The organism is Streptomyces sp. XM83C, assembly GCF_023072675.1.
Lineage (GTDB): Bacteria > Actinomycetota > Actinomycetes > Streptomycetales > Streptomycetaceae > Streptomyces > Streptomyces thermocoprophilus.
Map to the genome: position 1 here is coordinate 1 of NZ_JALLGL010000035.1, position 24,155 is coordinate 24,155.

Annotated in this window: 25 protein-coding genes and 1 pseudogene; 10 read left to right on the forward strand and 16 right to left on the reverse strand. The window is 74.0% G+C overall.

The annotated features are described in order from the left end of the window. The 3 genes from MTQ10_RS06720 to MTQ10_RS31595 all read right to left on the reverse strand — a co-directional run. Positions 1-842 (reverse strand): ABC transporter ATP-binding protein (locus MTQ10_RS06720; RefSeq protein WP_247463241.1); only part of this gene is annotated, 842 nt, incomplete at its 3' end. Then, a complete protein-coding gene (locus MTQ10_RS06725; protein WP_247463242.1) occupies positions 815-1,690 on the reverse strand; it encodes an ABC transporter permease in 876 nt (291 codons plus the stop codon). The genes MTQ10_RS06725 and MTQ10_RS06720, both read right to left, overlap by 28 nt. A 377-nt stretch (positions 1,691-2,067) precedes the next feature. Continuing rightward, positions 2,068-2,151, reverse strand: a complete 84-nt coding sequence (locus MTQ10_RS31595) for a putative leader peptide (RefSeq protein WP_356690089.1) — start codon at positions 2,149-2,151, stop codon at positions 2,068-2,070. 113 nt (positions 2,152-2,264) lie between these two features. Here MTQ10_RS31595 and MTQ10_RS06730 point away from each other — a divergent pair, with 113 nt between their 5' ends. Beyond that, complete coding sequence (locus tag MTQ10_RS06730; protein ID WP_247463243.1) at positions 2,265-2,687, forward strand: secondary thiamine-phosphate synthase enzyme YjbQ; 423 nt, start codon at positions 2,265-2,267, stop codon at positions 2,685-2,687. Positions 2,688-2,993: 306 nt separating this feature from the next. After that, positions 2,994-4,553 (forward strand): MFS transporter, encoded by a 1,560-nt coding sequence (locus MTQ10_RS06735; RefSeq protein WP_247463244.1) that lies wholly within the window; start codon positions 2,994-2,996, stop codon positions 4,551-4,553. A 288-nt stretch (positions 4,554-4,841) separates the two neighbouring features. Here the strand turns inward: MTQ10_RS06735 and MTQ10_RS06740 are convergent, their stop codons facing one another. Both MTQ10_RS06740 and MTQ10_RS06745 read right to left on the reverse strand, forming a co-directional pair. After that, positions 4,842-5,597 carry a PP2C family protein-serine/threonine phosphatase gene (locus MTQ10_RS06740; protein ID WP_247463246.1) on the reverse strand — a complete coding sequence of 252 codons (756 nt, stop codon included), beginning with the start codon at positions 5,595-5,597 and terminating at the stop codon, positions 4,842-4,844. A 110-nt stretch (positions 5,598-5,707) separates the two neighbouring features. After that, complete coding sequence (locus tag MTQ10_RS06745) at positions 5,708-6,079, reverse strand: winged helix-turn-helix transcriptional regulator (protein ID WP_247463249.1); 372 nt, start codon at positions 6,077-6,079, stop codon at positions 5,708-5,710. 125 nt (positions 6,080-6,204) lie between these two features. Between MTQ10_RS06745 and MTQ10_RS06750 the strand changes: the two genes are divergently transcribed. Further along, entirely contained in the window at positions 6,205-6,855 is a 651-nt protein-coding gene (locus tag MTQ10_RS06750) for an FMN-dependent NADH-azoreductase (protein WP_247463251.1), read from the forward strand. 87 nt (positions 6,856-6,942) lie between these two features. Here MTQ10_RS06750 and MTQ10_RS06755 read toward each other — a convergent pair whose 3' ends face one another. From MTQ10_RS06755 to MTQ10_RS06770, 4 genes are all read right to left on the reverse strand, one after another. Continuing rightward, positions 6,943-7,371 carry a DUF2267 domain-containing protein gene (locus MTQ10_RS06755; RefSeq protein ID WP_247463254.1) on the reverse strand — a complete coding sequence of 143 codons (429 nt, stop codon included), beginning with the start codon at positions 7,369-7,371 and terminating at the stop codon, positions 6,943-6,945. 45 nt (positions 7,372-7,416) lie between these two features. Continuing rightward, positions 7,417-7,602: a hypothetical protein gene (locus MTQ10_RS06760; protein WP_247463306.1), complete on the reverse strand. Its 186-nt coding sequence runs from the start codon at positions 7,600-7,602 to the stop codon at positions 7,417-7,419. 179 nt (positions 7,603-7,781) lie between these two features. After that, positions 7,782-8,069: a hypothetical protein gene (locus MTQ10_RS06765; protein WP_247463256.1), complete on the reverse strand. Its 288-nt coding sequence runs from the start codon at positions 8,067-8,069 to the stop codon at positions 7,782-7,784. A gap of 129 nt (positions 8,070-8,198) precedes the next feature. Next, entirely contained in the window at positions 8,199-8,657 is a 459-nt protein-coding gene (locus tag MTQ10_RS06770) for an archease (protein ID WP_247463302.1), read from the reverse strand. A 284-nt stretch (positions 8,658-8,941) separates the two neighbouring features. Here MTQ10_RS06770 and MTQ10_RS06775 point away from each other — a divergent pair, with 284 nt between their 5' ends. Genes MTQ10_RS06775 through MTQ10_RS06785 form a run of 3 tightly spaced genes read left to right on the forward strand, consistent with a single transcriptional unit; the run spans position 8,942 to position 11,205 of the window. After that, entirely contained in the window at positions 8,942-9,769 is an 828-nt protein-coding gene (locus MTQ10_RS06775) for an LLM class F420-dependent oxidoreductase (protein WP_247463258.1), read from the forward strand. Positions 9,770-9,789: 20 nt separating this feature from the next. Further along, positions 9,790-10,362, forward strand: a complete 573-nt coding sequence (locus MTQ10_RS06780) for a TIGR03668 family PPOX class F420-dependent oxidoreductase (RefSeq protein WP_247463260.1) — start codon at positions 9,790-9,792, stop codon at positions 10,360-10,362. Positions 10,363-10,371: 9 nt separating this feature from the next. Beyond that, positions 10,372-11,205: a LysR substrate-binding domain-containing protein gene (locus tag MTQ10_RS06785; RefSeq protein WP_247463262.1), complete on the forward strand. Its 834-nt coding sequence runs from the start codon at positions 10,372-10,374 to the stop codon at positions 11,203-11,205. Between the two features lie 7 nt (positions 11,206-11,212). On the opposite strand, the gene MTQ10_RS06790 is transcribed toward MTQ10_RS06785, so the two are convergent. Next, positions 11,213-11,689 (reverse strand): Lrp/AsnC family transcriptional regulator, encoded by a 477-nt coding sequence (locus tag MTQ10_RS06790; RefSeq protein ID WP_247463265.1) that lies wholly within the window; start codon positions 11,687-11,689, stop codon positions 11,213-11,215. 308 nt (positions 11,690-11,997) lie between these two features. Here MTQ10_RS06790 and MTQ10_RS06795 point away from each other — a divergent pair, with 308 nt between their 5' ends. Next, a complete protein-coding gene (locus tag MTQ10_RS06795; RefSeq protein WP_247463268.1) occupies positions 11,998-13,485 on the forward strand; it encodes an FUSC family protein in 1,488 nt (495 codons plus the stop codon). 400 nt (positions 13,486-13,885) lie between these two features. Continuing rightward, positions 13,886-14,917, forward strand: coding sequence for a lactonase family protein (locus tag MTQ10_RS06800; protein ID WP_247463270.1), 1,032 nt, complete (start codon positions 13,886-13,888; stop codon positions 14,915-14,917). 568 nt (positions 14,918-15,485) lie between these two features. Here the strand turns inward: MTQ10_RS06800 and MTQ10_RS06805 are convergent. The 4 genes from MTQ10_RS06805 to MTQ10_RS06820 form a co-directional block, all read right to left on the reverse strand. Further along, positions 15,486-16,403, reverse strand: a complete 918-nt coding sequence (locus MTQ10_RS06805; protein WP_247463272.1) for a sirohydrochlorin chelatase — start codon at positions 16,401-16,403, stop codon at positions 15,486-15,488. A 95-nt stretch (positions 16,404-16,498) separates the two neighbouring features. Then, positions 16,499-17,581: an N-acetylglucosamine kinase gene (locus tag MTQ10_RS06810; protein WP_247463274.1), complete on the reverse strand. Its 1,083-nt coding sequence runs from the start codon at positions 17,579-17,581 to the stop codon at positions 16,499-16,501. A 167-nt stretch (positions 17,582-17,748) separates the two neighbouring features. Further along, on the reverse strand, positions 17,749-18,426 hold the full coding sequence (locus tag MTQ10_RS06815) for a uracil-DNA glycosylase (protein WP_247463276.1): 678 nt from the start codon (positions 18,424-18,426) through the stop codon (positions 17,749-17,751). A gap of 72 nt (positions 18,427-18,498) precedes the next feature. Further along, positions 18,499-19,659, reverse strand: coding sequence for a WD40/YVTN/BNR-like repeat-containing protein (locus MTQ10_RS06820; protein WP_247463278.1), 1,161 nt, complete (start codon positions 19,657-19,659; stop codon positions 18,499-18,501). 204 nt (positions 19,660-19,863) lie between these two features. On the opposite strand from MTQ10_RS06820, the gene MTQ10_RS06825 reads away from it, so the two are divergent. After that, a complete protein-coding gene (locus MTQ10_RS06825; RefSeq protein WP_247463280.1) occupies positions 19,864-20,445 on the forward strand; it encodes an Rv1733c family protein in 582 nt (193 codons plus the stop codon). A 226-nt stretch (positions 20,446-20,671) separates the two neighbouring features. Here MTQ10_RS06825 and MTQ10_RS06830 read toward each other — a convergent pair whose 3' ends face one another. Beyond that, positions 20,672-22,345: a DNA alkylation response protein gene (locus MTQ10_RS06830; protein ID WP_247463282.1), complete on the reverse strand. Its 1,674-nt coding sequence runs from the start codon at positions 22,343-22,345 to the stop codon at positions 20,672-20,674. A gap of 91 nt (positions 22,346-22,436) precedes the next feature. On the opposite strand from MTQ10_RS06830, the gene MTQ10_RS06835 reads away from it, so the two are divergent. After that, the gene (locus MTQ10_RS06835; protein WP_247463284.1) at positions 22,437-23,201 is read left to right on the forward strand and encodes a PaaX family transcriptional regulator C-terminal domain-containing protein; all 765 of its coding nucleotides are present in this window, start codon (positions 22,437-22,439) and stop codon (positions 23,199-23,201) included. 66 nt (positions 23,202-23,267) lie between these two features. On the opposite strand, the pseudogene MTQ10_RS06840 reads toward MTQ10_RS06835, so the two are convergent. Continuing rightward, a pseudogene (locus MTQ10_RS06840) lies at positions 23,268-24,074 on the reverse strand (pectate lyase). Between the last annotated feature and the right edge of the window lie 81 nt (positions 24,075-24,155).

Below are 24,155 nucleotides of genomic sequence, written 5' to 3' on the forward strand. Positions count from 1 at the left end.
GGATCGGGGGAGGCGTCGGAGCCGGTACGACCCGACCCGGTGGAGGACAGCTGGTCCCCCGGCCTTCCCGAGGGGCGCTCCCCGGAGTCCGTGCCGTCGCCCGGTTCCGTCGCGCCGTCGGCGGTGTCGACGCCGAGGCGTTCCAGCAGCGAGGCCCGCAGCTCCGCGAAACGGGGGTCGGTGATGTCCCGGGGCCGGTCCAGGTCGATGGCCTGCTCGTGCGCGATGACACCGTCGTCCATCACCAGCACGCGGTCGGCGAGCAGGACGGCCTCCTCCACGTCGTGCGTGACGAGCAGGACGGCACAGGCACGCCGCTGCCACACTTCACCCACCAGCCGCTGCGCCTTGATCCGGGTCAACGCGTCCAGGGCACCGAACGGCTCGTCCAGCAGCAGCAGATCGGGCTCGCGGACCAGGGCACGGGCGAGCGACGCGCGCTGGGCCTCGCCCCCGGAGAGCGTCTTCGGCCAGGCCTGAGCCCGGTGGGCGAGGCCGACCTCCGTGAGGGCCTGCTCCGCCACGGCCCGCTCCGGCTTGTCGGGCAGCCCGAGCAGCACATTGCGCCACACCCTCTTCCAGGGCATCAGCCGCGGCGCCTGGAAGGCGACGGCCTTGCGGCGCGGCACCAGCACGGTGCCCTCGATGTCACGGTCCAGCCCGGCGAGGATGCGCAGCAGGGTGGACTTGCCGCAGCCGCTGCGGCCGAGCAGGGCCACGAACTCGCCCTTGCGTACGTCGAGTCGCAGATCCTTGATGACGGCACGTCCGTCGAAGGAGCGGGTGAGCCCTTCCACGCGGACCGCGGGGCGGGTCACCGGCCGGTGAACGTCGGTCGCCATTGCAGCAGCAGCCTTTCCAGGGAACGGACGATGAAGTCGGCGAGCAGGCCGAGGAAGGCGTAGACGATCAGGCAGACCACGATCACGTCGGTCTGGAGGAAGTCCCGCGCCTGCACCATGAGGAACCCGATGCCGGAGTCGGCGTTGACCTGCTCGGCGAAGACGAGCGCCAGCCAGGAGATGCCGAGCGAGTAGCGCAGCCCCGTCATCGCGCCGGGCAGCGCCCCCGGCAGGACGACATGCCGGACGAGGCCCCACCGCGACAGGCCCAGCGACTCGCCGGCCTCGATCAACTGGGCGTCCACCCCGCGGATCCCGGCGTACACGTTCAGGTAGAGCGGGAAGGTCACGCCGAGGGTGATGATGGCGACCTTCGGCGTCTCGCCGATGCCGAACCAGATGATGAACAGCGGGATCAGACCGACGAACGGCACGGTCCGCAGCATCTGCACCGGCGCGTCCACCAGGTCCTCACCGATGCGGAACAGCCCGGACAGCAGGGCGAGGCCGACGCCGACGATCGTGCCGAACAGCAGCCCGGCGGCGACCCGTTGCAGCGAGGTCCCCATGGCGGACGGCAGCGATCCGTCCGCCATCAGGTCGCGGCCCACCTGGGCGATCCGGCCGGGCGAGGCGAGCACGTCGGCCGGCAACACGCGGGTGGAGCTGAGGAGTTGCCACAGCAGCAGGAGGATGACGGGGCCGGTGGTGCGGCGCAGCCAGCGCGGGACGCGGGTGCGGCGCGCGGAGGCGGGGACGATCGGCTGGAGATCGGGACCGGCGTCGCCGGCATGGGACACAGGCGCTGTGTCGGACTCGCGGGCGGGTGGGGCATGGCTGATGGTCATGACGGCTCCAGGGAGGAGGGCGAGCGCCGCACGACCCGCGCCCCCGGACAGCCGGGCGACGCGCACGCACGTCTGTCAGGAAGCGTGCGGGCAGCGCGTCACGGCCGACCGGAGGTGCGGATCAGCGGAACCGGAGGCGCGGAACAGGAGGAGGGAATCCCAGGGGACCGAAGCGGAACCCAAGGGGACCCGGATCGGACCCGGCGGGAGCGAAGCTCAGCGGAACCGGATCCAGCGGAAGCGAGTTCGGCAGAACCGAAGCCGAAGCCGATCCCGACGGGAGCGAGTCCCTGCGGAACCGAAGCGGATCCCGACAGGAGTGAGGCTGTCCCGGGGAGAGGGACGGGATTCCCAGGGGGAAGAGCAGCGAAAAGGCGTCAGCGGCCGCGGCGACACGCGGCGGAGGCCACCCGCAGCAGGTCGATGTGACCGCGCGAAGTGAGGAGAGCTGATCGCAACATGCCGCAGAACGTAGCGAGATGAGATGGCCCAGGTCAACGGTCGTCTCGACAGGCGGACACCCGTATCGCGGGTCGGGCGGCGACCGTGCCGCAGTATGCGCGACGATGGTGGCATGTCAGACGCCTTCACCTCCCGAGTACTCCACGTGGCCACCGGCAGGAGGGAGCGGGTCGTCGATCTCACCCGCGACTGCGAGGCCTTCCTGCGCGAGGCCGCGGCGGGCCGGGACGGCCTGCTCAACATCTTCGTCCCGCACGCCACGGCCGGTATCGCCGTCATCGAGACCGGCTCCGGCAGCGACGACGACCTGCTCGCCGCCCTGCACACCCTCCTCCCCGCCGACGACCGCTGGCAGCACCGGCACGGCAGCCCGGGCCACGGCCGCGACCACGTACTCCCGGCGTTCGTCCCGCCGCACGCCACCCTGCCCGTCCTGGCCGGCCGCCTGGAGCTGGGCACCTGGCAGTCGGTGTGCCTGGTCGACACCAACAGGGACAACCCCGACCGGCAGGTACGGCTGAGCTTCCTCGGCTGAACCACCGACGGCACCCGCGCCCACCGGACGCCCGCGCCCACCGGACGCCCGCGCCCACCGGACGCCCGGGGCCCGGGTGTGCCCATCGGATGCCCCGGGCCCGGGTGTGCCCATCGGACGCCCGCGGGACGCGCCCGCCCGCCCGACGTCCGCGGGACGCCGCGCGCCCCGGCGGCGTCCCGTCGGACACGCCGTTGATCGAGTGGTACGGCTCCGAGGGCAGGCGTACGGTCGAACGGTGAGCCCCGTAGTGGACGCAAGCGTTCACTCATGTCTCGCCCGGGGCCCCTCCCGAGGGTGCACATCATGAGCAGCAGCCCCCAGCCCACCTCCGCACCGCCCGCCGCCGCACGCGAACGCGGCGGGGGCGGGAACGCGATGGCACTGCTCGTCATCGCCTCGTGCCAGCTGATGGTGGTCCTCGACATCACCATCGTGAACATCGCGCTGCCGCACATCCAGAGCGCTCTGGACTTCTCCACCACCGGCCTCGCCTGGGTGGTCAACGCCTACACGCTCACCTTCGGCGGCCTGCTGCTGCTCGGCGGGCGGGCCGGCGACATCCTCGGCAGACGGCGGGTGTTCATCTTCGGTGTGCTGCTGTTCGTGCTCGCCTCGCTCCTCGGCGGGCTCGCGCAGAACGCCGGTCAGCTGCTCGCCGCGCGCTCCCTTCAGGGCGTCGGCGGCGCCATCGCCTCACCGACGTCCCTCGCCCTGATCAGCACGACGTTCCGCGAAGGGCCAGAACGCAACCGTGCCTTCGGGGTGTTCGCCGCGGTGTCCGCGGGCGGCGGCGCCATCGGACTGCTCGCGGGCGGCATGCTCGTGGAGTGGCTGAACTGGCGCTGGGTGCTGTTCGTCAACGTGCCCATCGGCATCCTCATCGCGCTCGGCACGCCCCGCTTCATCCGCGAGTCCGAACGTCACCCCGGCCGCTTCGACATCGCCGGCGCGCTCACCTCGACCATCGGCATGGTGCTGCTGGTGTACGGCTTCATCAGGGCGGCGCAGGAAGGCTGGCGGGACCCGCTGACGCTGGGGTCGTTCGGGGCGGCCGTCGTCGTCCTCGCCGTGTTCGTCCTGGTCGAGCGGCGGTCGAGGCAGCCGATCACACCGCTGCACATGTTCGCCGACCGCAACCGGGCCGGCACGTACGGCATCATGCTGTGCCTGGCGGCCGCGATGTTCGGCATGTTCTTCTTCCTCACGCTCTTCGTGCAGAACGTGCTGGACTTCAGCCCGTTGCGGGCCGGACTCGCCTTCCTGCCGGTCAGTGCCGTCATCGCGGTCGGCGCCGGACTCGCCTCGCGGTTCCTGCCCCGGTTCGGGCCGAAGCCGTTCATGGTGGTCGGCGCGCTGCTCGCGGCGGCAGGGCTGGCCTGGCTGACGCTGACGGACGTGCACTCCACCTACGCGGGCAGCATCCTCGGGCCGATGCTCGTGTTCAGCTTCGGCATGGGCATGGAGTTCGTGTCGCTGACGCTGATGGCGCTGTCCAATGTGGAGGTCCGCGAGACCGGCGCGGCCTCCGGGCTGCTCAACGCCACCCAGCAGGTCGGCGGCTCGCTGGGACTGTCCATCCTCGTCACGATGTTCGGCACCGCCAGCCGCGACGAGGCCGCCCGGCAGATCCCCGCCTTCCTGGAGCAGGCCTCCCCGGCGGAGCAGCTCCGCTTCCGGCGCACCGGGCAATTGCCCGACCCCTGGGCCGACGAGGTGCTGACCGCCGGCGTGTCCAACGCGTTCGTCATGGCGGCGATCTTCACCGCGCTCGCCGCCGTCGTCGCCCTCGTCGTCATCCAGGTCCGCCCGTCCGACCTGGAACGCCTCCAGGGCGGGGGACAGGGAGCACCAGGCGCGGTCTGAACGGGCCCGGGGACGGCACCGCCGCGACCGGCTGTCTCTCGGCCGACTGTCGCCGGTCTTCGTACCCCCGGCCTTCGCCGGGTTTCGCGCCAACTGCTTCGCGGTTCGTCGTACCAGCGGCTTTCCCCGGGCTTCGTACCAGCTGTTTACGCCGGTCCTCGTACCATCGGCCTTCGCCGGGTTTCGCGCCAGCCGCTTCGCGGTTCGTCGTACCAGCGGCCTTCGCCGGTCCTCGTACCAGCGGCTTTCCCCGGTCCGCTGATAGGCCGTCTGCCGCGATCCTCCGGATCAGTCTTCGTCCCCGACCCGTACGAGCGCCACGGTGATGTTGTCCGGCCCGCCCTCCTCGATCGCGGCCCGCCACAGCTCGAACGCGGCCCGGCCGTCGTCGTGTTCGCGCAGGATCGCCTCGAGGACGTCCGGTGCGACCGGGTCGGTGAGCCCGTCGCTGCACAGCAGATAGCGCTCGCCGGGAGTGCGCGGTACGGCGATGATGTGCGGCTCCACGTCCCGGTACTCGGGGCTGCCGCCGAGGCACTGCGTCACCATGGACGTGACGCGCTGGCCGGGCGGCAGGGGCGGGCTGTCGTCGACGCTCACCTGGCGCAGCCCGTCGGCCGAGTGGGCGAGGACCCGGCTGTCGCCGACGTTGAAGACCAGCAGGGAGTCGGGCCGGACCACCAGGCCGGCGACGGTCGTGCCCATCGCCGTGAGGTCGCCGCCCCGATCGCCGCCGGCGGCCTCGTACAGCGCTCTGTTGCAGTCCTGGAGGGCGTCGCGCAGAGCCTTCTCGTCGCCCAGCGTCGGGCCGAGCGCGGCGATGGTGCGGACGGCGAGCGCGCTGGCCAGATGCCCGCCGGGATGCCCGCCGAGCCCGTCGGCGACCGCGACGGTGAGGGGGTGCTCACCGAGCGGGAAGACCAGGGTCTGCGGGTTCTCCGTGACGGTGGCGCACAGGGTCCAGGGCCCGACGACGAGCGAGTCCTCGTTGCGTTCGCGCAGCATGCCGGGGTGGCTGAGCGCGCTCACCGCGACGTACGCCATCGGGCGCCACCGCCTTCCCGTATCGGCTCCGCCGACCGGGGCCGGGCCTGCCGTTCCAGTCTAGGGGGCCGCAGCCAGGAGGCGCGCGGTCCGGGCACGCACGGGTGACGTCAGTCGCGGGACACGGACGGGCAGCCCGGGGAGTCCGGGAGGTGCAGCTTGGCCCACTCGCCCAGTTCGCGCAGGGCCGGCTCCAGCGCGCCGCCCGCTTCGGTGAGCCGGTAGGAGACCCGCAGCGGGGGCCCCTCGTCCACCTCGCGCAGGACCAGTCCCGCCGCGCCCAGTTCCGCGAGGCGGTCGGACAGCATGCGCTCGCTGATGCCGGGGATCGCGCGGCGCAGGTCTGCGAAGTGGGCCGGCTGTTCGACGAGGACCGCCACGATCTGGCCGGTCCAGCGCTTCCCGAGCAACTGGAAGACGCGGGTGATGCCGTCGTCCACCCGCTTGCACGCACCCAGGTCGTGGCTCTGTCGCGCCGTCATGCCCCCAGGGTACTACCCCCACGTAGGGGGGTGAAAAAAAGTAAGCCCCTGTGTTATCAATAGTTCAGTACGAAACATCAGCCCGGGGCGTGCTGTCCCCGGCCCGGTATTCCTGGAGCACACCCATGGCCACGCTGCTGCACATCGACTCGTCCCTGTTCCCGGCCCAGGCTTCCGCCTCGCGGGCGGTCACCGAGGCCTTCCGCCGCACATGGGAGGAGCAGCACCCCGGCGGCACGGTCGTCTACCGTGACCTGGCCGCCGACCCGGTCCCGCACGTCACCGCCGACGGCTTCACGGCTGGCCTCGCCGACCCGGACACGCACACCGCCGAGCAGGCTGCGGCCTTCGAGCAGCGGCTCCGGCTGATCGAGGAACTGGAGCAGGCGGACGCCGTGCTCATCGGCGCGCCCATGTACAACTTCACGATCCCGTCCACCCTGAAGGCCTGGCTGGACAACGTGATCCTGTTCGGCCGCACCGCCGGCGACGCCCCGTCCGCGAAGGGCACCCCGGTCACCGTCGTCGCCAGCCGCGGCGGCTCCTACGCGCCGGGCACCCCGCGCGAACCGTACGAGTACGTCCTCAACTACCTGCGCGACGTCCTCGGGACGGCGCTCGCCCTGGACGTCGACTTCATCGTCCCGGAGCTGACCATGGCCCCGCACAACCCGGCGATGGCCGAGCTGATCCCCCTCTACGAGGCGTCCCGCACCCGCGCCCTGGACGAGGCGGCGGCCAAGGCGAAGCAGCTCACCGAGCGTCCGGCGGCCTGACCCGGCGAAGCCCGCCGCCAGCGGGCGACGGGCGCGGCCGTGGCGGCCACTGCGGTCGGGGCGGAATGGGCAATCCTCCGGTGCCTGCTACGTGATCGAGTGCTCCGACGCGCGGGCCGTCGGAAGCAGCTCGCGGATGTCATGGGGGAGCACGCCGGTCAGCTTGTCCATCAGTTCCGGGGACACCGCCGCGTCCAGGACCTCCAGCACCGCAGCCGACCGCTGGAGGGCGATGTCCTCCGAGACGCCGGCCCGCCACGCGACCCGGCCGACGAACGTCGTCAGGTCGAACCGCTCACCCGCGGAACGCGGATGCCCCTCCTCGCTCTCAGGGGGCTCGCGGTGCAGGATGCCGCCCAGTTCATGAGGCAACTGAGCGGCCAGATGCCCGGCCAGACCCGCGGGGACCCGTTCGGCGACCGTGCGCAGCACCGCCCGCAGCGTCTGCTCGGCCTCGTCCCGGTCGACGAAACCGACCCGGTCGCGCACCGTCCGGACCATGGCGTCGTACTTCATGATCACCCTCCTCGCGCGGTCCTTCCGGGTGCGGTCCCGACGCCGTCACGTACCCGGCATCTCCCGAAGGTCGTCCGTGCGCTCGCCCTCCGCCTGCGAGGGCGTGGTCCGCGGCGGATCGTAGGGTTCGCGCACGGGGCCGCCACGCGAGCGGGACCGGCCGACGGCCTCCTCGGCGTCGTCGCGTTCACCCTCGGCCTGGGACGGAGTCTGCTCGTACATCTCGGACATCGCTGTTCACCCCTGGACGGCAGGTCCCGCGCCCGCCCCGGCGAGCGGACGCACGCATCGGGTGCCCCGCGAGTACCCGCGGGGCGTCCCGCAATGCGGAACCCGGTGTGACGGAACGGGCGTTCGGCACCGCACACGGCGTGCCCCTGCCCGGCCGGAGGGGCACGCCGGCGGAGGGGTCAGGCGCCGCCCTTGTCGCCGGTGGCGGCGCTGTCGTCCTCGCCGCCACCGCCGGCCGGGGCCTCACCACCGGTGAAGTCGTACGGCCCGCCGCCCCGCCATTCGATCAGTTCGGGATCGTCCACGGCATGGTCCTCGCCGGGGAGGCCCGCACCGTGCACCAGGTCCAGCACATCGAACAAGCTGTACGCGACACCGACCTCCGCGTCGTCGACCGTCACCTTCCGCCCGCCGTCCTCCGACGGCGGGTGCACGACGACCGGTGTACGCCTTTTCCGCCTGTTCATGGCACCACCATGCGCCGGAACCGCTCCTGGCGCAGCTCGAAGGATCACCCGACCCGCTGATCGGGGCAGGGCCGGACCGAGGACCGGGCCCGTCACCGTCCACCGTCCGGTGACCGCACCCTCCCGCCGTCACACGTCCACCGTCACCGCGCACGACCAGCCGTACGGTCCCGGCCCTATCCGCAGCCCGTGCCACGACACGCCGTTCGGCGCCGCCCCGGTGACCGGCACCTCGGTCAGCCCTGCCAGGGAGAGCCGCACCTCCAGCCCGTCCTCGGACTCGTCCGCCTCCAGGTCGACCGGCACCTGCCCGTCCACCTCCAGCCGGAAGGCGACCTCGTCCAGCAGTGCCGCCAGCAGATCGTCGTCGTCGTGCTCGGCCAGCCGGATGTGCTCGACGGACGTGGGGCGGACCGCCCTGACGTCCGCGAAGCACTCGACCATGCCCAGCGCCGCCTCCACCAGGCAGCGCTCACGGCTCGCGCCCCACGCCTCGATCCGCACGTCGGCCGCCGAGTGGGGCACCGTACGGTGCCCGCTGCCGCCCTGACGCCGTTCCTGTATGTCGTCGTCCGTGTCTCCGACCATGGTGCTCATCACCCTGCCTACGGCTCGGCCCGGCCCCCTGTGTCCGGATCGATCGTCCCTCGTGAAGGGGTGCCGCGTCGAGCCGGGCGCGGATGCCGGACACCGGCCGGGCGCGGAACACGGGCGCGCACCGGAGCCCGATCGACGCGGGCGGGGATGTGTGACGTACGCGGGCCGGGTACGTGTGACGGAGGAACGGCACGGGCGCGCACGGCGAACGACGACACCGCCCGCGCCCCGGCAGGGCACGACCTGACGCGAACACGGACGCTGAGGTGACGTGGATGAGATTCGGAGTGTCGACCTTCCTCACCGACGAGGGCATCGCCCCGGCGGCGCTCGGACCGGCTCTGGAGGAGCGCGGACTGGACGCCCTGTTCGTCGCCGAGCACACGCACATCCCCGTCTCCCGCGAGACGCCGTACCCGGGCGGCGGCGAGCTGCCGCGCGTCTACTACCGCACCCTCGATCCGTTCGTCGCCCTCGCCGCCGTCGCCACCGTGACCCGCACCCTGCTGCTGGGCACCGGCATCGCCCTCGTCGTGCAGCGCGACCCCATCGTCACCGCGAAGGAGGTCGCCACCCTCGACCTGGTCTCCGGCGGCCGGGCCGTCTTCGGTGTGGGCGCCGGCTGGAACCGTGAGGAGATGCGCAACCACGGCACCGACCCGCGCACCCGGGGCCGGCTGATGGACGAACGCGTCCGCGCCGTCATCGAGCTGTGGACGAAGGAACAGGCCGAGTTCCACGGCGATTTCGTCGACTTCGACCCCGTCCACTGCTGGCCGAAACCCGTGCAGCGCCCCCACCCGCCCGTCTACGTCGGCGGCGCGGGCGACCACGCGTACGCGCGCGTGGCCTCCTACGGCACGGCCTGGATGCCGAGCGGTGTGCCGCCCGAGCGGCTGGGCGAGCAGATCGACCGCCTCCGCCGGACCACCGGGACCGACACACCGGTCGTCGTGTACGGCGCACCGCGCGACCGCGCCTCACTCGACCGCTACGCCGAGCTCGGCGTCGAACGCGTCCTGCTGCATCTGCCGACCCGGCCGGAAGCGGAGACACTGCACCGGCTCGACGAGTACGCGAAGCTGGTCGCGGCCTACCGCTGAGCGGCAGGAAGGAGCGTGCCGTGCCCGGCATGACCGAGGCCGAGGCGCGCCGCCGGTTCGCCGCCGCCAGGATCGCCCGGCTGGCCACGGTGGACCCCGAGGGACGCCCGCGTCTGGTCCCCGTGGTCTTCGCCGGGGGAGACGCGGACCCGGAGGGGGAGGTCGATCGGGAGGGGGACGGAGGCCCGGAGGGAGGCGGAGGCCCGAAGGGAGGGCAGGAGCATCCCGCGCGGATCGTGACCGCCGTCGACCACAAGCCGAAGCGGTCCCCACGGCTCGCACGGCTGCGCGACATCGCCGCGCACCCCGAGGTCGCCCTCCTCGTCGACTTCTACGACGAGAACTGGGACCGCCTGTGGTGGGTCCGCGCCGACGGCATCGCCCACGTCCTCCCGCCCGACGCGCCGCAGGAGCGTACGCGGGCCGAGCACGCCGCCGCGATCGCCCGTCTGCGCGCCAAATACCCGCAGTACGGTGACCAGCCCCCCGACGGCGCCGTGATCGTGATCGCCGTGCACCGCTGGACGGGCTGGTGCGCCGTCGCCGCGGACGGGCCCGTACAGGGGCCGGAGCGGCCCGGGCACACCCGGTAACCTGGCGGGATGACCGGCTCCGCAGACTCCCCGTCGTTCACCCTGGCCTACGTCCCGGGAGTGATGCCCGCCAAGTGGGTGTGGATCTGGAACGAGCGCCGGCCCGACGTGCCCCTCACCCTCCTCCAGGTCACCGCCGCCGAAGCAGCCGACGTGCTCCGCGAGGGCCGCGCCGACGCGGGCCTGGTCCGGCTGCCTGTCGACCGTACGGTGTTCAGCGCGATCCCCCTCTACACCGAGACCACGGTCGTCGTCGTCCCCAAGGACCATGTGGTGACCGCCGCCGACGAGGTCACCCTGGACGAACTCGCCGACGAGGTCGTCTTCCACCCCCTGGACGACGTGCTCGGCTGGGAACAGCCGCCCGGCGAACCCGGCTTCGAGCGGCCGGCCACCACCCAGGACGCCGTCGAGCTGGTCGCGGCCGGCGTCGGCCTGCTCTACGTCCCGCAGTCCCTGGCCCGCCTCCACCACCGCAAGGACCTCACCTACCGGCCCGTCACCGACGCCCCGCAGTCGAGTGTCGCCCTGTCCTGGCCGGAGGACGCCACGACCGATCTGGTGGAGGACTTCATCGGCATCGTCCGCGGCCGTACCGTCAACAGCACCCGAGGCCGCCGCCCCCAGCCGGAGGCCGGCAAGGCGGAGAGCACGGCCTCGCGGCGGGCCGGCGGCAAGGGCGGCGCCCGGAAGACGGGCGGCAAGACCTCGACGGGACGCGGCGGCGGCAAGGCCACGGGCCGCACCGGCGGCGCCAAGGGGCGTGGCGGCGCGCCGAGGAGCGGGGGCGCGGCAAAGAGCGGGGGCGCGCACCGCACCGGGCGCCCCAAGCGGCGCCCCTAGCCGCCGCTCACTTCCCGGCCGCCCGGCCGACGGACTCCACCAGCGGCAGCAGCCGGTACGGGACCCGCTCGCGCAGCGCCACCTCGGTGCGGGTGCGCACCACACCGGGCAGGCTGATCAGCTTCTGGATCACGTCCTCCAGATGGGCGTTGTCCCGCGCCACGACCCGGGTCAGCAGATCCCCTCCGCCGGTGATCGAGAAGGCCTCCACGATCTCCGGTACGGCGGCCAGCGCGTCGCCCACGTCGTCGAGGTGGCCCTGCGTGACCTCGATGTGCACGAACGCCAGCACGGGATGGCCGAGCGCGGCCGGGGACAGCACGGGCGCGGTGCCGGTGATCACCCCGTTCCGTTCCAGCCGGTCCAGGCGGGCCTGGAGCGTGCCCCGGGCCACGCCGAGGATCCGGGCGTACTCACGCACACTCGTGCGCGGCTGCTCCAGCAGCAGGCGCAGGATGCGGGTGTCCAGCTCGTCCACGGCCATCGTCCCGTGCCTCCTCCGGCCTCCGCGGGTCTCCCCGGGCCTTCCTCGGCCCCCTCCGGCCTGTCGTGATCTTCGCCGACTGTACCAATGGCCCAGTGACGGAGCGCCCGCCGGCTGCTCCGATGGCACTCCGTCGGCCGTCCACTTGATCGATTTGCTGGGCCAATGGCCCAGTGCATCGGAGGCGACTTGAGCCAGTGACCCGAAAGATGCTGTCATGTCGATGTCGATGGCGCTGCGAACCCGCGGCGCCTTTTGCATGTCCGAGTCCCGCGCCGCGCGCGCAGGCCCGAAGGGGGCGGTAAGCAGTGCTGAAGAGGATGTTCGTGGCTCCGGACCCGGGGCGGGCGCGTCTGCGCTTCGCCGCGCGGGCCGTCCTCGGCATCGGCCTCGCCGTCGTCGTGTGCGGCCTGGCCGGACACTCCCTGCCGGGTGCCGTCACCGGCGGCCTGGCCGCACTGCTCGCCCTGTTCACCGTCACCGACGCCACCGTCCGCGGGCAGGCCGTCACCACCGCGCTGCTGCCGGCGGTCGGGCTGCCCGTGCTCGCCGCCGCGAGCGTCCTGCACGACCACCCTCTGCTGCGCGACCTGACGTTCCTCGCCGTCGTCGGCGCCGGCGTGTACGCCCGCCGCTACGGCCCGCGCGGCCACAGCCTCGGCGTGTTCGTGTTCATGACGTTCTTCATCGCCCAGTTCCTGCACGCCGTCCCCGGCCGGCTGCCCGAGCTGTCCGCCGCCCTCGTGCTGTCCGTGCTCACCGCGGGCACCGTCCGCTTCGGCCTGTGGTGCTACGAACGCCGCATGCCCCCGGCCCCGGTCCCCGCCCCGCCCGACGGCAGGGGACTCGACCGCATCACCACCCGGCAGGCCGTGCAGGCCACGGCCGGCGCCGCCCTCGCCCTGGTCGCCGGCCAGCTCGTCTCGGGTGAACGCTGGTACTGGGCGGTGGGCGCCACCTGGTGGGTCTTCGTCAACACCACCTCGCGCGGCGAGACCCTCGTCCGCGGCTTCCGCCGGGTCCTCGGCACCGTCATCGGCCTCGTCCTCGGATTCCTGGCGGCCCTCCCCGTGCACGGGGCGCCCCTGCCCACGGCCGTCCTCGTCGCCGTGTGCGTCTTCGGCATCTTCTACACCGCCGCCGTCTCCTACACGTGGATGATGCTCTGGGTCACCCTGCTCGCCGCCCTGCTGTACGGCCTGCTCGGCGTCCTCACCCCCGGCCTGCTCGTCCTGCGGCTCACGGAGACCGGCGTCGGGGCGCTCGGCGCGGTCCTCGCCGTGCTGTTCGTGCTGCCGGTGACCACCCACGCCGTCACCGACGTCTGGATCCAGCGCGTCCTGCGCTGCGTCCACGCCTGCACCGCCGAGGCCGCCGCCCGCCTCGCCGGCGACCCGGACGCCGACCCGGCGCCCCGCGTGGCCGAACTGGAACAGTTGCTCGGCCGGGTACGGCTCTCCGTCGCGCCCCTCGTGCACCCGCTGAACCCGATGCGCGGCCGCAAGCAGCGGGCCCGGCGCGTGCTCGCCCTGCTCGACGACTGCGCCCGCGAGATCCGCGGTCTGGTCGCGGTCGCCGCCGACCCCGAGGCCTCGCACGACGCCCGCCTGGCCGCCGCCTGCTGGCGCGTGGAGGCCGCTGTGGAGGCACTGACCGGCGGCGCCGAGGTCCCGGCCGCCGACCGGCCGCACGAGGCCGAGCCCGCCCTCGCCCACCTCCACGGCATCGAACGCGCCCTCGCGGAACTGTCGGCCCCGCTGCGCAGCCCCTCGGGCTCCCCGCTGGTGGGCGCCTGAGCGGCCGTACCGCGGCTCGAACGGCGGGTCCGGGGTGCCCTGTCCGGGGCACGGTGACCGGATCCGTCGTATCCGCAGGTCCTGGCCGTCCGAGGCCACCGGGACGCCCAGGCGCGACGAGCTGCCCCAGCGGGTCGCCCGAGCGGGTCGCCCGAGCCGCCGTCAGGCCGGATGTCCGGGGCACCGTACGGGCGCGTCGGCGCCGGCCTCGGTACGTGGCGGGGTGCCCGGCCGTCGTACCGGCCCCCGACACGCCCGCCGGGGCCCGCGCCCACTCCAACGCCGCTCGGGCGACACGCCGGACCCGGCGGCGACACGACCCCCGGCGTTTGGTCTAGACCGCAGGCCGTCGGTTGCTACCGTCGGCCCCGGGACACTGCGGCGACGAGAGGGGACAGCCGTGGCACACGGCGGAAGGCGGCATGCGTTCATCGGGTCGTTCACGGCGGCCGGCGGCCCGGGCATCGTCGCGGCGGACGTCGACCCGGACAGCGGCGCGCTGACCGTCCTCGGCGGCACCGACCGTCTGCCCGACCCCTCCTACCTGGCGCTCTCCGCCGACGGCCGCGTCCTGTACGCCGTCAGCGAGACCGCCGAGGGCGCCGTGGCGGCGTACCGGGTGGACGGCGGCAAACCGGAGCCGCTGGGCGGGCGCGTGCCGGTCGGCGGCGGGCCCACCCACCTCGCCCTGTACGACGGGCACGTGCTGACCGCCGACTACGGCTCCGGCAGCGTCACCGCCGTCCCCCTGCGCGCCGACGGCGGCCTCGCCCCGGTCGCGTCCGGCACCCTGCGGCACACCGGCTCCGGCCCGCACAGCCCCCGCCAGCAGACACCGCACGCGCACCAGGTGCAGCCCGCGCCGAGCGGCGGCTGGCTGGTCAGCGTCGACCTCGGCACCGACTCCGTGCGGGTGTGCACGCTCGACGGCGGCCGGCCCGTCCTGCGCCGGGAGATCGCCCTGAGGCCCGGCTCCGGCCCCCGCCACCTGGCCTTCCACCCCTCGGGCCGGTTCGCGTACGTCGTCAACGAGCTGTCCCCGACCGTGACCGTCTGCCGGTGGGACGCCGCCGACGGCACGCTCGTGCCCCTCACCGAGACCCAGGTGCTGCCCGCCGCACCGGCCGGCGACGCCTACCCGTCGGGGATCGCCGTGGCGCCCGACGGCCGCTTCGTGTGGACCGCGACCCGCGGTGAGGACGTGCTGTCCGTCTTCGCGGCCGACGCCGGGGGACAGACGCTCCGCCTGGTCGGCACCGTGCCCTGCGGCGGGCACTGGCCCCGCGCGATCACCCACGCGGACGGCGTGCTCTACGTCGCCAACGAGCGCTCCGGCGACGTCACCTGGTTCGCCGTCGACCCGGTGACAGGCCTGCCACGCCGCACCGGGGCGATCGACGTCCCGGCCGCGTCCTGCGTCGTCGTCGGCTGACCCGGGCGCCCCCTCCGCGCGCCGGATCGGGCCTGGGGCACGTCGTCCCCGTCCTGCCGCGGGTCGCGGGGTCCGGCACGCGCTCCCTCACCGCCCTGGACGGGCGTGGGGGCACCTCGGCTGCGGGACGTGGCGGCTTCCTCCGCTGATCACCGCCCTGGAGGGGCGTGGGGGCACCCCCAGCCGCGTTGTCGTCGGTTGCCGACGCTCCGCATCGGCGCCCTCCTCCGCCGTGCAGCTGCACGCTTCCCCGAACTCTCGGCTGCGCTCGAGCAGCGGGCATCCCCATGACCGCGCTCGGGCCGGTCGGAACGCACCGCTGCCTGACGCGGCGAGATCGGAATGACGCGCCCTGCCTCGCATCCCGCTCCGCCGGCCGGAGCCCGCCTCGCGTCGTGGGCCCGCCCCGCATGCCGACGGGCCCCGCCCCCGGGTCGCCGGGTGCGCCGCGCACGACGAAGGGCCCGCTCCGGTGGACGGAGCGGGCCCTTCGGGTCGTTCCTGCGGGTCTTGCCGAGCCCTCACGGTGTCCGCGAGGACACGGTCACGGCGTCCCGGATGCCGCCGCTCAGCGGACGGCGCCCTGCGGCTGCTGCGGCGCGATGCCCAGGGCCGTCGTGTAGTTGGAGAGGGCGAGCTTGCCGATCGCCGGGTAGGCGCCGAGCGCCTCCGCGAAGGAGCAGTCGGCCTCCTTGGCGGCCTCCTCGATCAGCGACGCGTCGATCTCCGGGCCGATCAGGTACGGCGCCAGCGCCAGCTGCTGCGAACCCGCCGACCGCAGCTGCTCGGCGACGGACGCGATCGAACCCTCCTGGTCGAGCGCGGCGGCCATCACCGGAACGGCGAGCCGCGCGGCGAGCAGCATGCCGGTGATCCCGGCCGCCTGCACGGCCTCCTCACCGCCCACGGTGGCCAGGACGATGCCGTCGGCGGCGGTGGCCACGGTGAACAGGCGGGCACGGTCGGCGCGGGCCAGACCGGCCTCCGACAGGCGGACGTGCAGCGCCTCGGCGAGCAGCGGGTGCGGCCCGAGCACATCGGTCAGCTCGGCCGCGACACGGCTGTCCATCACGGCCTGCCGGATCTGCCGCAGCAGCGCGCTGTCCGGCCCGGCCAGCAGCGGCACCACGACGGCGACGGGCCCCTCGGGCTCCTTCGCCTCGGACCCGGCGGCCAGCGCCTGCTCGTAGCGGGCGGTGCGCTCCTCGGCGGCACGCGTCAGCACCGCCTGAAGGGTCGGGAACTCGGCGTCGTCCCCTTCCACGAAGCCGATCCGGGCGTCCAGACCGGGCAGCTCGGAACGGGCGATGCTCACGACCTCCTCGGCGAGGCCGCGGACGGCGGCGCTGGGCGTGCCCGGCACCGCGAGGACGAGCGCGGGCGCGCCCTCGGGAGCCGCCAGAGGTTCGGGACGGCGGTGCCGTCCGGGCTGGCGGGGGCGCGGCATTCGTACAGGCAGGCCGGCGGGCCCAGTGGGGGAGCTCATGGCGCCGCATGTTACTGGTTTCCTGGGCTCCCCTGTTCGGGGAGGGTGCAGGTGAGCGGTATCCGTCCGGATTTGTCTGATGGAGTACGTACGGATCAGAAGCGATCAGCGGGTTCGTCCGCTGATACGTCCCCCCGGCCGCCTGAACCGGAAGCCGTCGTACCGCCCGCTGTCGTGGCCATGACCTGCAACATCGTCCCGTCGGCGGGCAGGGCGAGGGTGTCCGCGGCGAGGGCGGCGGCGATACGGGCCGCGCCGTCCAGCGGGTCGCCCAGCGCGGGGGTGAGCCGGGCGTGCGGCAGCAGCCGGGCCAGCTCCCGCTCCAGGGGCGTGAGCAGCGGCGCGCCCATGCGGAACAGGCCGCCGGTCAGCGCCACCGCCGGTGTCCCCCCGGCCGGGCGGACGGCGGCGGCGCTCTCCGCCATGTGCCGGGCCGCGGCGTCGAGGATGCCCCCGGCCACCGGATCGGCGTCCGCCGCCGCGCAGGCCGCGACCTGCGGGGCGAACGACGCCAGTACGGCAGCGCGGTCCGCTCTCGGATACAGCAGCCCCGGCAACCGCGTCACCGGCCCGAACGTCTCCTCGGCGAGGGCCAGCAGCCGCGCCGACCCTCCCGGGCGGCCGTCGTGCGCGCGCAGCGCCGCCTCGAGACCGGCCCGGCCGATCCAGGCGCCGCTGCCGCAGTCGCCCAGCAGATGCCCCCAGCCGTCCGCGCGCCGCCACCGCCGCAGATCCGTGCCGACGGCGATCAGACCCGTCCCGGCGGCGATCACCACGCCCGCCCGCTCGCCGAGCGCACCGGCGTACGCGGTGACCGCGTCGGCGGCAAGCGCGAGCCGCCGTACCCCGAACTCCCGGCGCAGGGCGCCGGGCAGTACGGCCCGCAGATCGGCGCCGAGCGTGCTCAGCCCGGCCGCCCCGACAGCGGCGGTCACGGGCTGCCCGAGCCCGCTCGCCTCGGCCAGCGACCTGACCGCGGGCACCAGCAGCTCCATCAGATGCCCGGCGTCGATGCCCCGCTCGCCGGTGCGCACCGGCCCGCCCGCGTCCCGCCGCGCGAGCGGTCCCCGCGCGACCGTGCCGAGCGCCAGCCGCAGCCCGGAGCCGCCCGAGTCCACCGCGAGGAAGACGGCGTCGCCCTCGCCGGCGGACACGGCGGCAACGTCATGAGCGGCCACGGCAAGGACCTCCTCGCGGGACGGACGGATCACCTGGGCCCACGCACCGGCTCACGGGGCGCGCCGCCCGGCCCGCCGGGCAGTGCACACCGGCATCCCCGCCCGGCACCACCGTTCGGCGTCGCCCCGGCCGCCGGAGCGACGCCGGACGCGCACCGGCGCGGCCGTCACGGCAGACGCCAGTCCACGGGCTGCCCGCCCTGACGGATCAGCAGCTCGTTGGCCCGGCTGAACGGGCGCGAACCGAAGAATCCCCGGTCGGCGGACATGGGGGAGGGGTGCGCGGACTCCACCGACGGCAGATCGCCGAGCAGGGGCCGCAGATTGCGGGCGTCCCGGCCCCACAGGATGGACACCAGTGGCTTGCCGCGCGCCGCCAGCGCCCGGATCGCCTGCTCGGTGACCTCCTCCCAGCCCTTGCCCCGGTGGGCGCCCGGGCTGCGCGGGGCCGTGGTCAGCGCCCTGTTCAGCAGCAGCACGCCCTGCTTCGTCCACGGTGTCAGGTCGCCGTTGGACGGCTGCGGCACGCCCAGGTCGGCCTGAAGCTCCCGGAATATGTTGATCAGGCTGCCGGGCAGCGGCCGTACGTCAGGAGCCACCGAGAAGCTCAGGCCGACGGCGTGCCCCGGTGTGGGGTAGGGGTCCTGCCCGACGATGAGGACGCGGACCTCGTCGAAGGGCTGCTGGAAGGCCCGTAGAACGTTCTGCCCGGCCGGCAGGTAGGTGCGTCCCGCGGCGATCTCCGCCCGCAGGAAGTCACCCATCCGGGCGATCTGTCCGGCCACGGGTTGCAGGGCCTCGGCCCAGCCCGGTTCGACGATCTCATGCAAGGGTCGTGGTGCCACGGCGTCACCCTACTGCCGTACACACGGCGTTGATCGACCGGTGGCCGGGACCGCGCTCGGACGCGGCAGCGCTCATCCCACCACCGCCGCGCGCACGCACAGCACATCGGGCAGGTGGGAGGCCAACTGCTGCCAGCTGTCGCCGTCGTCGGCCGACGCGTACACCTCGCCGTTGCGGTTGCCGAAGTAGACACCCGCCGGGCCGTCGGCACTGTCGTCGGTGCACATCGCGTCGCGCAGCACCGTGCCGTAGTGGTCCTCCTGCGGCAGTCCGGACGACAGCGGCTCCCAGCTGCGGCCCGCGTCGGACGTGCGGTAGACCCGGCAGCGCCGGCCGGCCGGGACACGGTCGGAGTCGGCGTTGATCGGAAACACGTACGCCGTGTCCCCGCGGTGCGGGTGCGTGGCGACCGTGAACCCGAACGTGGACGGCAGGCCCTCACCGATGTCGGTCCAGTGCGCGCCCCCGTCGTCGCTGCGGTAGACCCCCCAGTGGTTCTGCAGATACAGCCGGTCCGGGTTCTGCGCGTCCCGCGCCACCTTGTGGACGCACTGCCCGAACTCCGGGTTCGGATCGGGCAGGAACACCGCCGCCACACCGGAGTTGGACGGCGCCCAGCTCGCACCGCCGTCCGTGGTGCGGAACACGCCCGCCGTCGACACCGCCACCGTCACCGACGCCGCGTCCCGCGCGTCGGTGAGCACCGTGTGCAGGCCCTCCCCGCCGCCGCCCGGCACCCACCGCGAGCGCGTGGGGTGCTCCCACAGCGGCCGGACCAGATCGAAGCTCTCCCCCCGGTCCTCCGACCGGTACAGCGCGGCGGGCTCCGTGCCCGCGTACACCACGTCCGGCTCCGCCGCCGACGGATGCAGCTGCCACACCCGCTCCAGCGAAGCCCCCGTGTCCGGCGGGAACTTGACCGCGGGCTGCGGCGGTTCGGTCCACGTCCGGCCCAGATCGTCGGAGTGGAACACCGACGGCCCCCAGTGCGAACTGTCCCCGCCGGCCAGCAGCCGCGGACGCCCGCCACGGGTGTCGACGGCCACCGAGTACACCGCCTGCGCGTTGAAGCAGGGACTGTCGTCGAACTCCCAGGTGCCGTCCCGCCGGCGCCCGATGAACAAGCCCTTCCGGGTACCCACGGCGAGCAGTACCTCGGACATGCCGATCACCTCCGACCTCGTCGCCGGGACGTCTTCGTCCTCGACACGGGCCAGTCTGCACCCGACCACTGACAACGACCCCCGGGCCGGGCGTCCCCGCAGGTCAGGGCGGCGATTGCGGCCGACGGGGCGGGGTCGGTGCCCCGGTCGTGCGCCGCCCGTCGCGCAAACGTCGCGGCCGGCCCGCGGGACGTGGCATGAGCATCCGGGGCCCGCCGCCCGTATGGGAGGGCACCCAGGGACGGTCGCGTGCTCACGAGGAGGAAGCCTTCGATGGCGTTCCGAGGACCGAAGGTGTGGCTGTGGCGTTGGCGGCGGAACCCGCTCAGGCGCCCCGCCGACAAGGTCGAGGCGTGGGTCGTGCTCGCCTCCTGGACGGTCGGCGTCCTCGCCGGGCTGCTGGTCGGCCTGACCACCGCACGCACGGTGGAACACAGCCTGGACCGCGAGCGCGCCGAGTGGCGGCCCGCCGCCGCCCGCCTCACCGGGGCCGCGCCCGGCCGGGCGGACGACCGGCCGGAGGACGCCGGCGAGCAGGTCTGGGCCGAGGTCGCCTGGACCGCCCCGGACGGCACCCGGCGCACGGGCGAGGTCCGCGTCGATCCCGGCACCCGGGCCGGCACACAGGTCACCGTGTGGACCGACGACCGCGGCCGGCTCGTGGGCCGCCCCGTCGACGCCGCCCAGGCCCGCCTGCAGTCCACCCTGGCGGGCATCCTCGGCGGGCTCAGCGCCGCCGCCGTGCCCCTCGTGGCGGGCCGTGCCGTGCGCCGGCGCCTGGAGGAACGACGCCTGGACCTCTGGGACCTGCACTGGGCCCGCTTCGACCCGCTGTGGCGCGGCCGGACCGGCTGAGCACGGGCGCCGTACGCCGACGGGCTCGGCCTTGTCCGGCGGGCTCGGAGGGCGCCCCGTGGCTCGGCGGGCCGAGGCCCGGCCGTCGTACGGCGGCGCGGCGTCCCGACGCGATGTCCCGGTGGGCGCGGGCACGGCCCGGCGCGGGCGACCACGGCGCGAGCCGTACGCCGCCGCATGACGCCGCATGACGCCGTACGACACCGACGGCGCCCGGGCCGGTCGATCACACTCCAGCCGGCAGCGCCCGTTCCAGGATCGCGTCCAGGTCCGCCCCGTCCGGCAGGGTGCCGAACGCGTGACCCCAGTCGCCGCCCAACCGCGTCGCGCAGAAGGCGTCGGCGACGGCGGGCGGGGCGTGCCGGACGAGCAGCGAGGCCTGCAGAGTCAGGGCCATCTGCTCGACGAGCCGCCGCGCCCCGGTCTGCGACGCCGTGGCCAGCGCCCCCTTCAGCCGGCTCACCGCGGCGTCCAGCCGGGCGTCCGCGCCCTCGGCGAGGGCGAGTTCGCCGAACAGCGCGTCGGCCACGTCCGGCTCGCGCCCCAGAGCGCGCAGCACATCCAGCGCGTTGACGTTGCCGGAGCCCTCCCAGATCGACAGCAGCGGCGCCTCACGGTAGTGCCGGGGCATGCCCGACTCCTCCACGTAACCGTTGCCGCCCAGGCACTCCAGGGCCTCCGCCGTGAACGCCGGCCCCCGCTTCGTCACCCAGTACTTGCCGACCGCCGTCGCGATCCGCCGGAACGCCCGCTCCCCGGCGTCCCCGCGCACCGCCCGGTCGGCCGCCCCGGCCAGCCGCAGCGTCAGCGTCGTCGCCGCCTCCGACTCCAGCGCCAGATCGGCGAGGACGTTGCGCATCAGCGGCTGGTCGATCAGCCGCGCGCCGAACGCGCTGCGGTGCCGGACGTGGTGACCGGCCTCCACCAACGTCTTGCGCATCAGCGTCGCCGACGACATCACACAGTCCAGACGCGTGCAGTTGACCATCTCGATGATGGTCTTCACACCCCGCCCCTCGGGCCCGACCAGCCATGCGACGGTGCCGTCGAACTCCGGCTCGCTGGACGCGTTCGACCGGTTGCCCAGCTTGTCCTTGAGCCGCTGGATGCGGAACGTGTTGCGGGTGCCGTCCGGCAGGATCCTGGGCACCAGGAAGCACGACAGCCCGCCCGGTGCCTGCGCCAGCACCAGGAACACATCACACATCGGCGCCGACGTGAACCACTTGTGCCCGCGCAGCGTGTACACGCCCGGCTCGCCCGTCGGTGTCGCCGCCGTCGTGTTCGACCGTACGTCGGAGCCGCCCTGCTTCTCCGTCATCCCCATGCCCGCGAGCAGACCGCGCTTGTGCGTCGGCACCCGCAGCCCCGGGTCGTACTCGCGGCTCGTCAGCAGCGGCTCGTACACCTTCGCCAGCTCCGGCTGGTGGCGCAGCGCGGGAACGGCGGCGTACGTCATCGACGTCGGGCAGCCGTGCCCGGCCTCCGTGTGCCCCCACACCAGGCCGCCCGCCGTGCGCGCCACATGCGCGCCGGGCCGTTCGTCGGCCCAGGCCGCCCCGGCCAGGCCCTCGGCCACCGCGGTCCGCATCAGCTCGTGCCAGCTCGGATGGAAGTCGACCTCGTCGACCCGGTTGCCGTACCGGTCGTGGGTGCGCAGCTCCGGCTCGTGCCGGTTGGCCAGCTCGCCCCACTCCTGCGCCTCCGCGCTCCCGGCGCGCAGCCCGAGCCGGCGGATGCCGTCCTCCGCCCAGCCGGCGCCCTCCCGGCGCAGCCCCTCCAGCAGGGCCGTGTCCTCGGAGGCGTCGTAGGGAGCGAGCGGTGGCGGCTGGTTGGTGACGTCGTGCGTGGCGTACGGCTCCACGCGCGTGTGCGGCACGGGTTCCAGAGTCGAGGTCATACCCTCATGTTGCACTTCCTCTGCGGCTGTAGCAATAGTGCAACAGGGTGGGTGTGCCTGGCCGGGACGCTCCGCCCGTACAGTCGGCCCCATGCGCATGAACGTCTCCGAGGAACCGGCCGGCGAGCTGCGGCTGCGCCCGCTGTCCGCCCGCTCGGTGGTGCTGAGCCTGCTCCTCGGCACGCACCCGCCCGAGCTGCCGCTGCGGGAGCTGACCCGCGCGGTGGAGCCGTTCGGCGTCCAGGGCTCCACCCTGCGCGCCGCGCTCAGCCGTATGACCGCCGCCGGGGACCTGCACCGCACCGACACCGGCTACCGCATCGGCGACCGGCTCCTCGCCCGCCAGCGCCGCCAGGACGAGGCCGTCGCCCCCCGCACGCGCGCGTGGCACGGCGACTGGGAGATGGTCGTCGTCACCGCCACCGGCCGCGGCCCGGCCGAACGCGCCGACCTGCGCACCCGGCTGACCGGTCTGCGCCTCGCGGAACTGCGGGAAGGGGTGTGGCTGCGCCCGGCCAACCTGGACCGTGCGATCCCCGCCGACCTCGCGGACGTCGCCGAGACCTGCACGGCCCGCCCCGACCGGCCCGCCGTCGAACTGGCCGCAGCGCTCTGGCCCCTGGACGCCTGGTCGGCCACCGCGCGCGGGCTGCTCGCCCATGTGGCCGCCGCGGACACCCCCGCCGTGCGTCTCGCGGCCTTTGCCGCCGTCGTACGCCATCTGCTCGCCGACCCCGTGTTGCCCCCGCCCCTGCTGCCGGCCGGCTGGCCGGGCGGCGAACTGCGCGCCGCCTACGCCGCCTACCAGCGCGAGATGGCCGCCGTCATGCGGCAGCGGCCGTACGGGGAGGCGTGAACGCCCCGCGTACGGCCGCTGTTCAGCGCGGCACACGCCGGTCGGCTCGCGGCTCGCCCCGCCGGGTCACTTGCAGGTGATGTCGGACGAGGAGTACGTGCAGTACGTGCCGTCCGGGCCGCTGCCGTCGGTGGTCGGCTCCTTGCCCGTGTTGTTGCCGATGTACTTCTGGCACGCGACGATCTTCTTGCTGCTGTCGCCGACGATCGTGACGGCCTTCAGGGTCGCGCTGTCGCCGTAGTGGGTGTTGATGCCGACGAGCCTGCTGCCTTTGTGGGTGGCCTCGATCGTGTTGAGGTTGATCGTCTGCTTGTACTGCGTCTTGCAGTTGCCGCAACTGCGCACGAACGTCCCGAAGTTCTTCACGGCGAAGTCGGACACGTTCAGGGGTGCCGGCGCCGTTGAACCGGAACACCTTGTCGCCGGCCTCCTTCGCGCCGCCGCCGGAGACCGTGCAGACGTTCGACGAGGAGGAGCCGAGGAAGGTGGCGGCGTCCTCGCCGACGTCCTCCCACCAGACGTTCTGCAACGTGCAGCTGCCCAGACAGTGGATGCCGTCGGCGGCCGGGGAGCCGATGATGACGTTCTTCAGGACGGTGCCGGGCGCCAGTTCCAGGATGGGGCCCTGGTCCTCGTCCTGGCTGCCGCTGCCCAGGTCACCGCTGCCGTACAGCCGCTTCATCCCGTAGTCCGTGGTGCCGGACAGCGAGATGGTCGACGAGACGGCCTGGCTGCCGTTGGCGGTGGGCCAGGTGGCCGCGCTCGCGGGGGACAGCGCGCCCTCGGCCATGATCATGGCGGTCGCGAGGCGAGAGCGGTGGGTGCGCCGGTCAGAGCGCGGCGGCGTCCGGGCGGTGGGGGTGCGGAAGTCAAGTCCCGATGCCTTCTTCCGGTCGGGGGTGGTCAGGGCCGGCGGCCTTGGCGGAGCCGCCGTCGATGTCATCCACATACATG

Bases quoted from the DNA above. Each gene is read 5' to 3' on its own strand.
- MTQ10_RS31595 (WP_356690089.1), bottom strand. From the start codon at position 2,151: ATGTTGCGATCAGCTCTCCTCACTTCGCGCGGTCACATCGACCTGCTG.
- MTQ10_RS06770 (WP_247463302.1), bottom strand. From the start codon at position 8,657: ATGGTCGGAGACACGGACGACGACATACAGGAACGGCGTCAGGGCGGC.
- MTQ10_RS06725 (WP_247463242.1), bottom strand. From the start codon at position 1,690: ATGACCATCAGCCATGCCCCACCCGCCCGCGAGTCCGACACAGCGCCT.
- MTQ10_RS06735 (WP_247463244.1), top strand. From the start codon at position 2,994: ATGAGCAGCAGCCCCCAGCCCACCTCCGCACCGCCCGCCGCCGCACGC.
- MTQ10_RS06825 (WP_247463280.1), top strand. From the start codon at position 19,864: ATGGCGTTCCGAGGACCGAAGGTGTGGCTGTGGCGTTGGCGGCGGAAC.
- MTQ10_RS06835 (WP_247463284.1), top strand. From the start codon at position 22,437: ATGCGCATGAACGTCTCCGAGGAACCGGCCGGCGAGCTGCGGCTGCGC.
- MTQ10_RS06760 (WP_247463306.1), bottom strand. From the start codon at position 7,602: ATGTCCGAGATGTACGAGCAGACTCCGTCCCAGGCCGAGGGTGAACGC.
- MTQ10_RS06765 (WP_247463256.1), bottom strand. From the start codon at position 8,069: ATGAACAGGCGGAAAAGGCGTACACCGGTCGTCGTGCACCCGCCGTCG.
- MTQ10_RS06750 (WP_247463251.1), top strand. From the start codon at position 6,205: ATGGCCACGCTGCTGCACATCGACTCGTCCCTGTTCCCGGCCCAGGCT.
- MTQ10_RS06745 (WP_247463249.1), bottom strand. From the start codon at position 6,079: ATGACGGCGCGACAGAGCCACGACCTGGGTGCGTGCAAGCGGGTGGAC.
- MTQ10_RS06775 (WP_247463258.1), top strand. From the start codon at position 8,942: ATGAGATTCGGAGTGTCGACCTTCCTCACCGACGAGGGCATCGCCCCG.
- MTQ10_RS06805 (WP_247463272.1), bottom strand. From the start codon at position 16,403: ATGAGCTCCCCCACTGGGCCCGCCGGCCTGCCTGTACGAATGCCGCGC.
- MTQ10_RS06755 (WP_247463254.1), bottom strand. From the start codon at position 7,371: ATGAAGTACGACGCCATGGTCCGGACGGTGCGCGACCGGGTCGGTTTC.
- MTQ10_RS06830 (WP_247463282.1), bottom strand. From the start codon at position 22,345: ATGACCTCGACTCTGGAACCCGTGCCGCACACGCGCGTGGAGCCGTAC.
- MTQ10_RS06740 (WP_247463246.1), bottom strand. From the start codon at position 5,597: ATGGCGTACGTCGCGGTGAGCGCGCTCAGCCACCCCGGCATGCTGCGC.
- MTQ10_RS06730 (WP_247463243.1), top strand. From the start codon at position 2,265: ATGTCAGACGCCTTCACCTCCCGAGTACTCCACGTGGCCACCGGCAGG.
- MTQ10_RS06790 (WP_247463265.1), bottom strand. From the start codon at position 11,689: ATGGCCGTGGACGAGCTGGACACCCGCATCCTGCGCCTGCTGCTGGAG.
- MTQ10_RS06785 (WP_247463262.1), top strand. From the start codon at position 10,372: ATGACCGGCTCCGCAGACTCCCCGTCGTTCACCCTGGCCTACGTCCCG.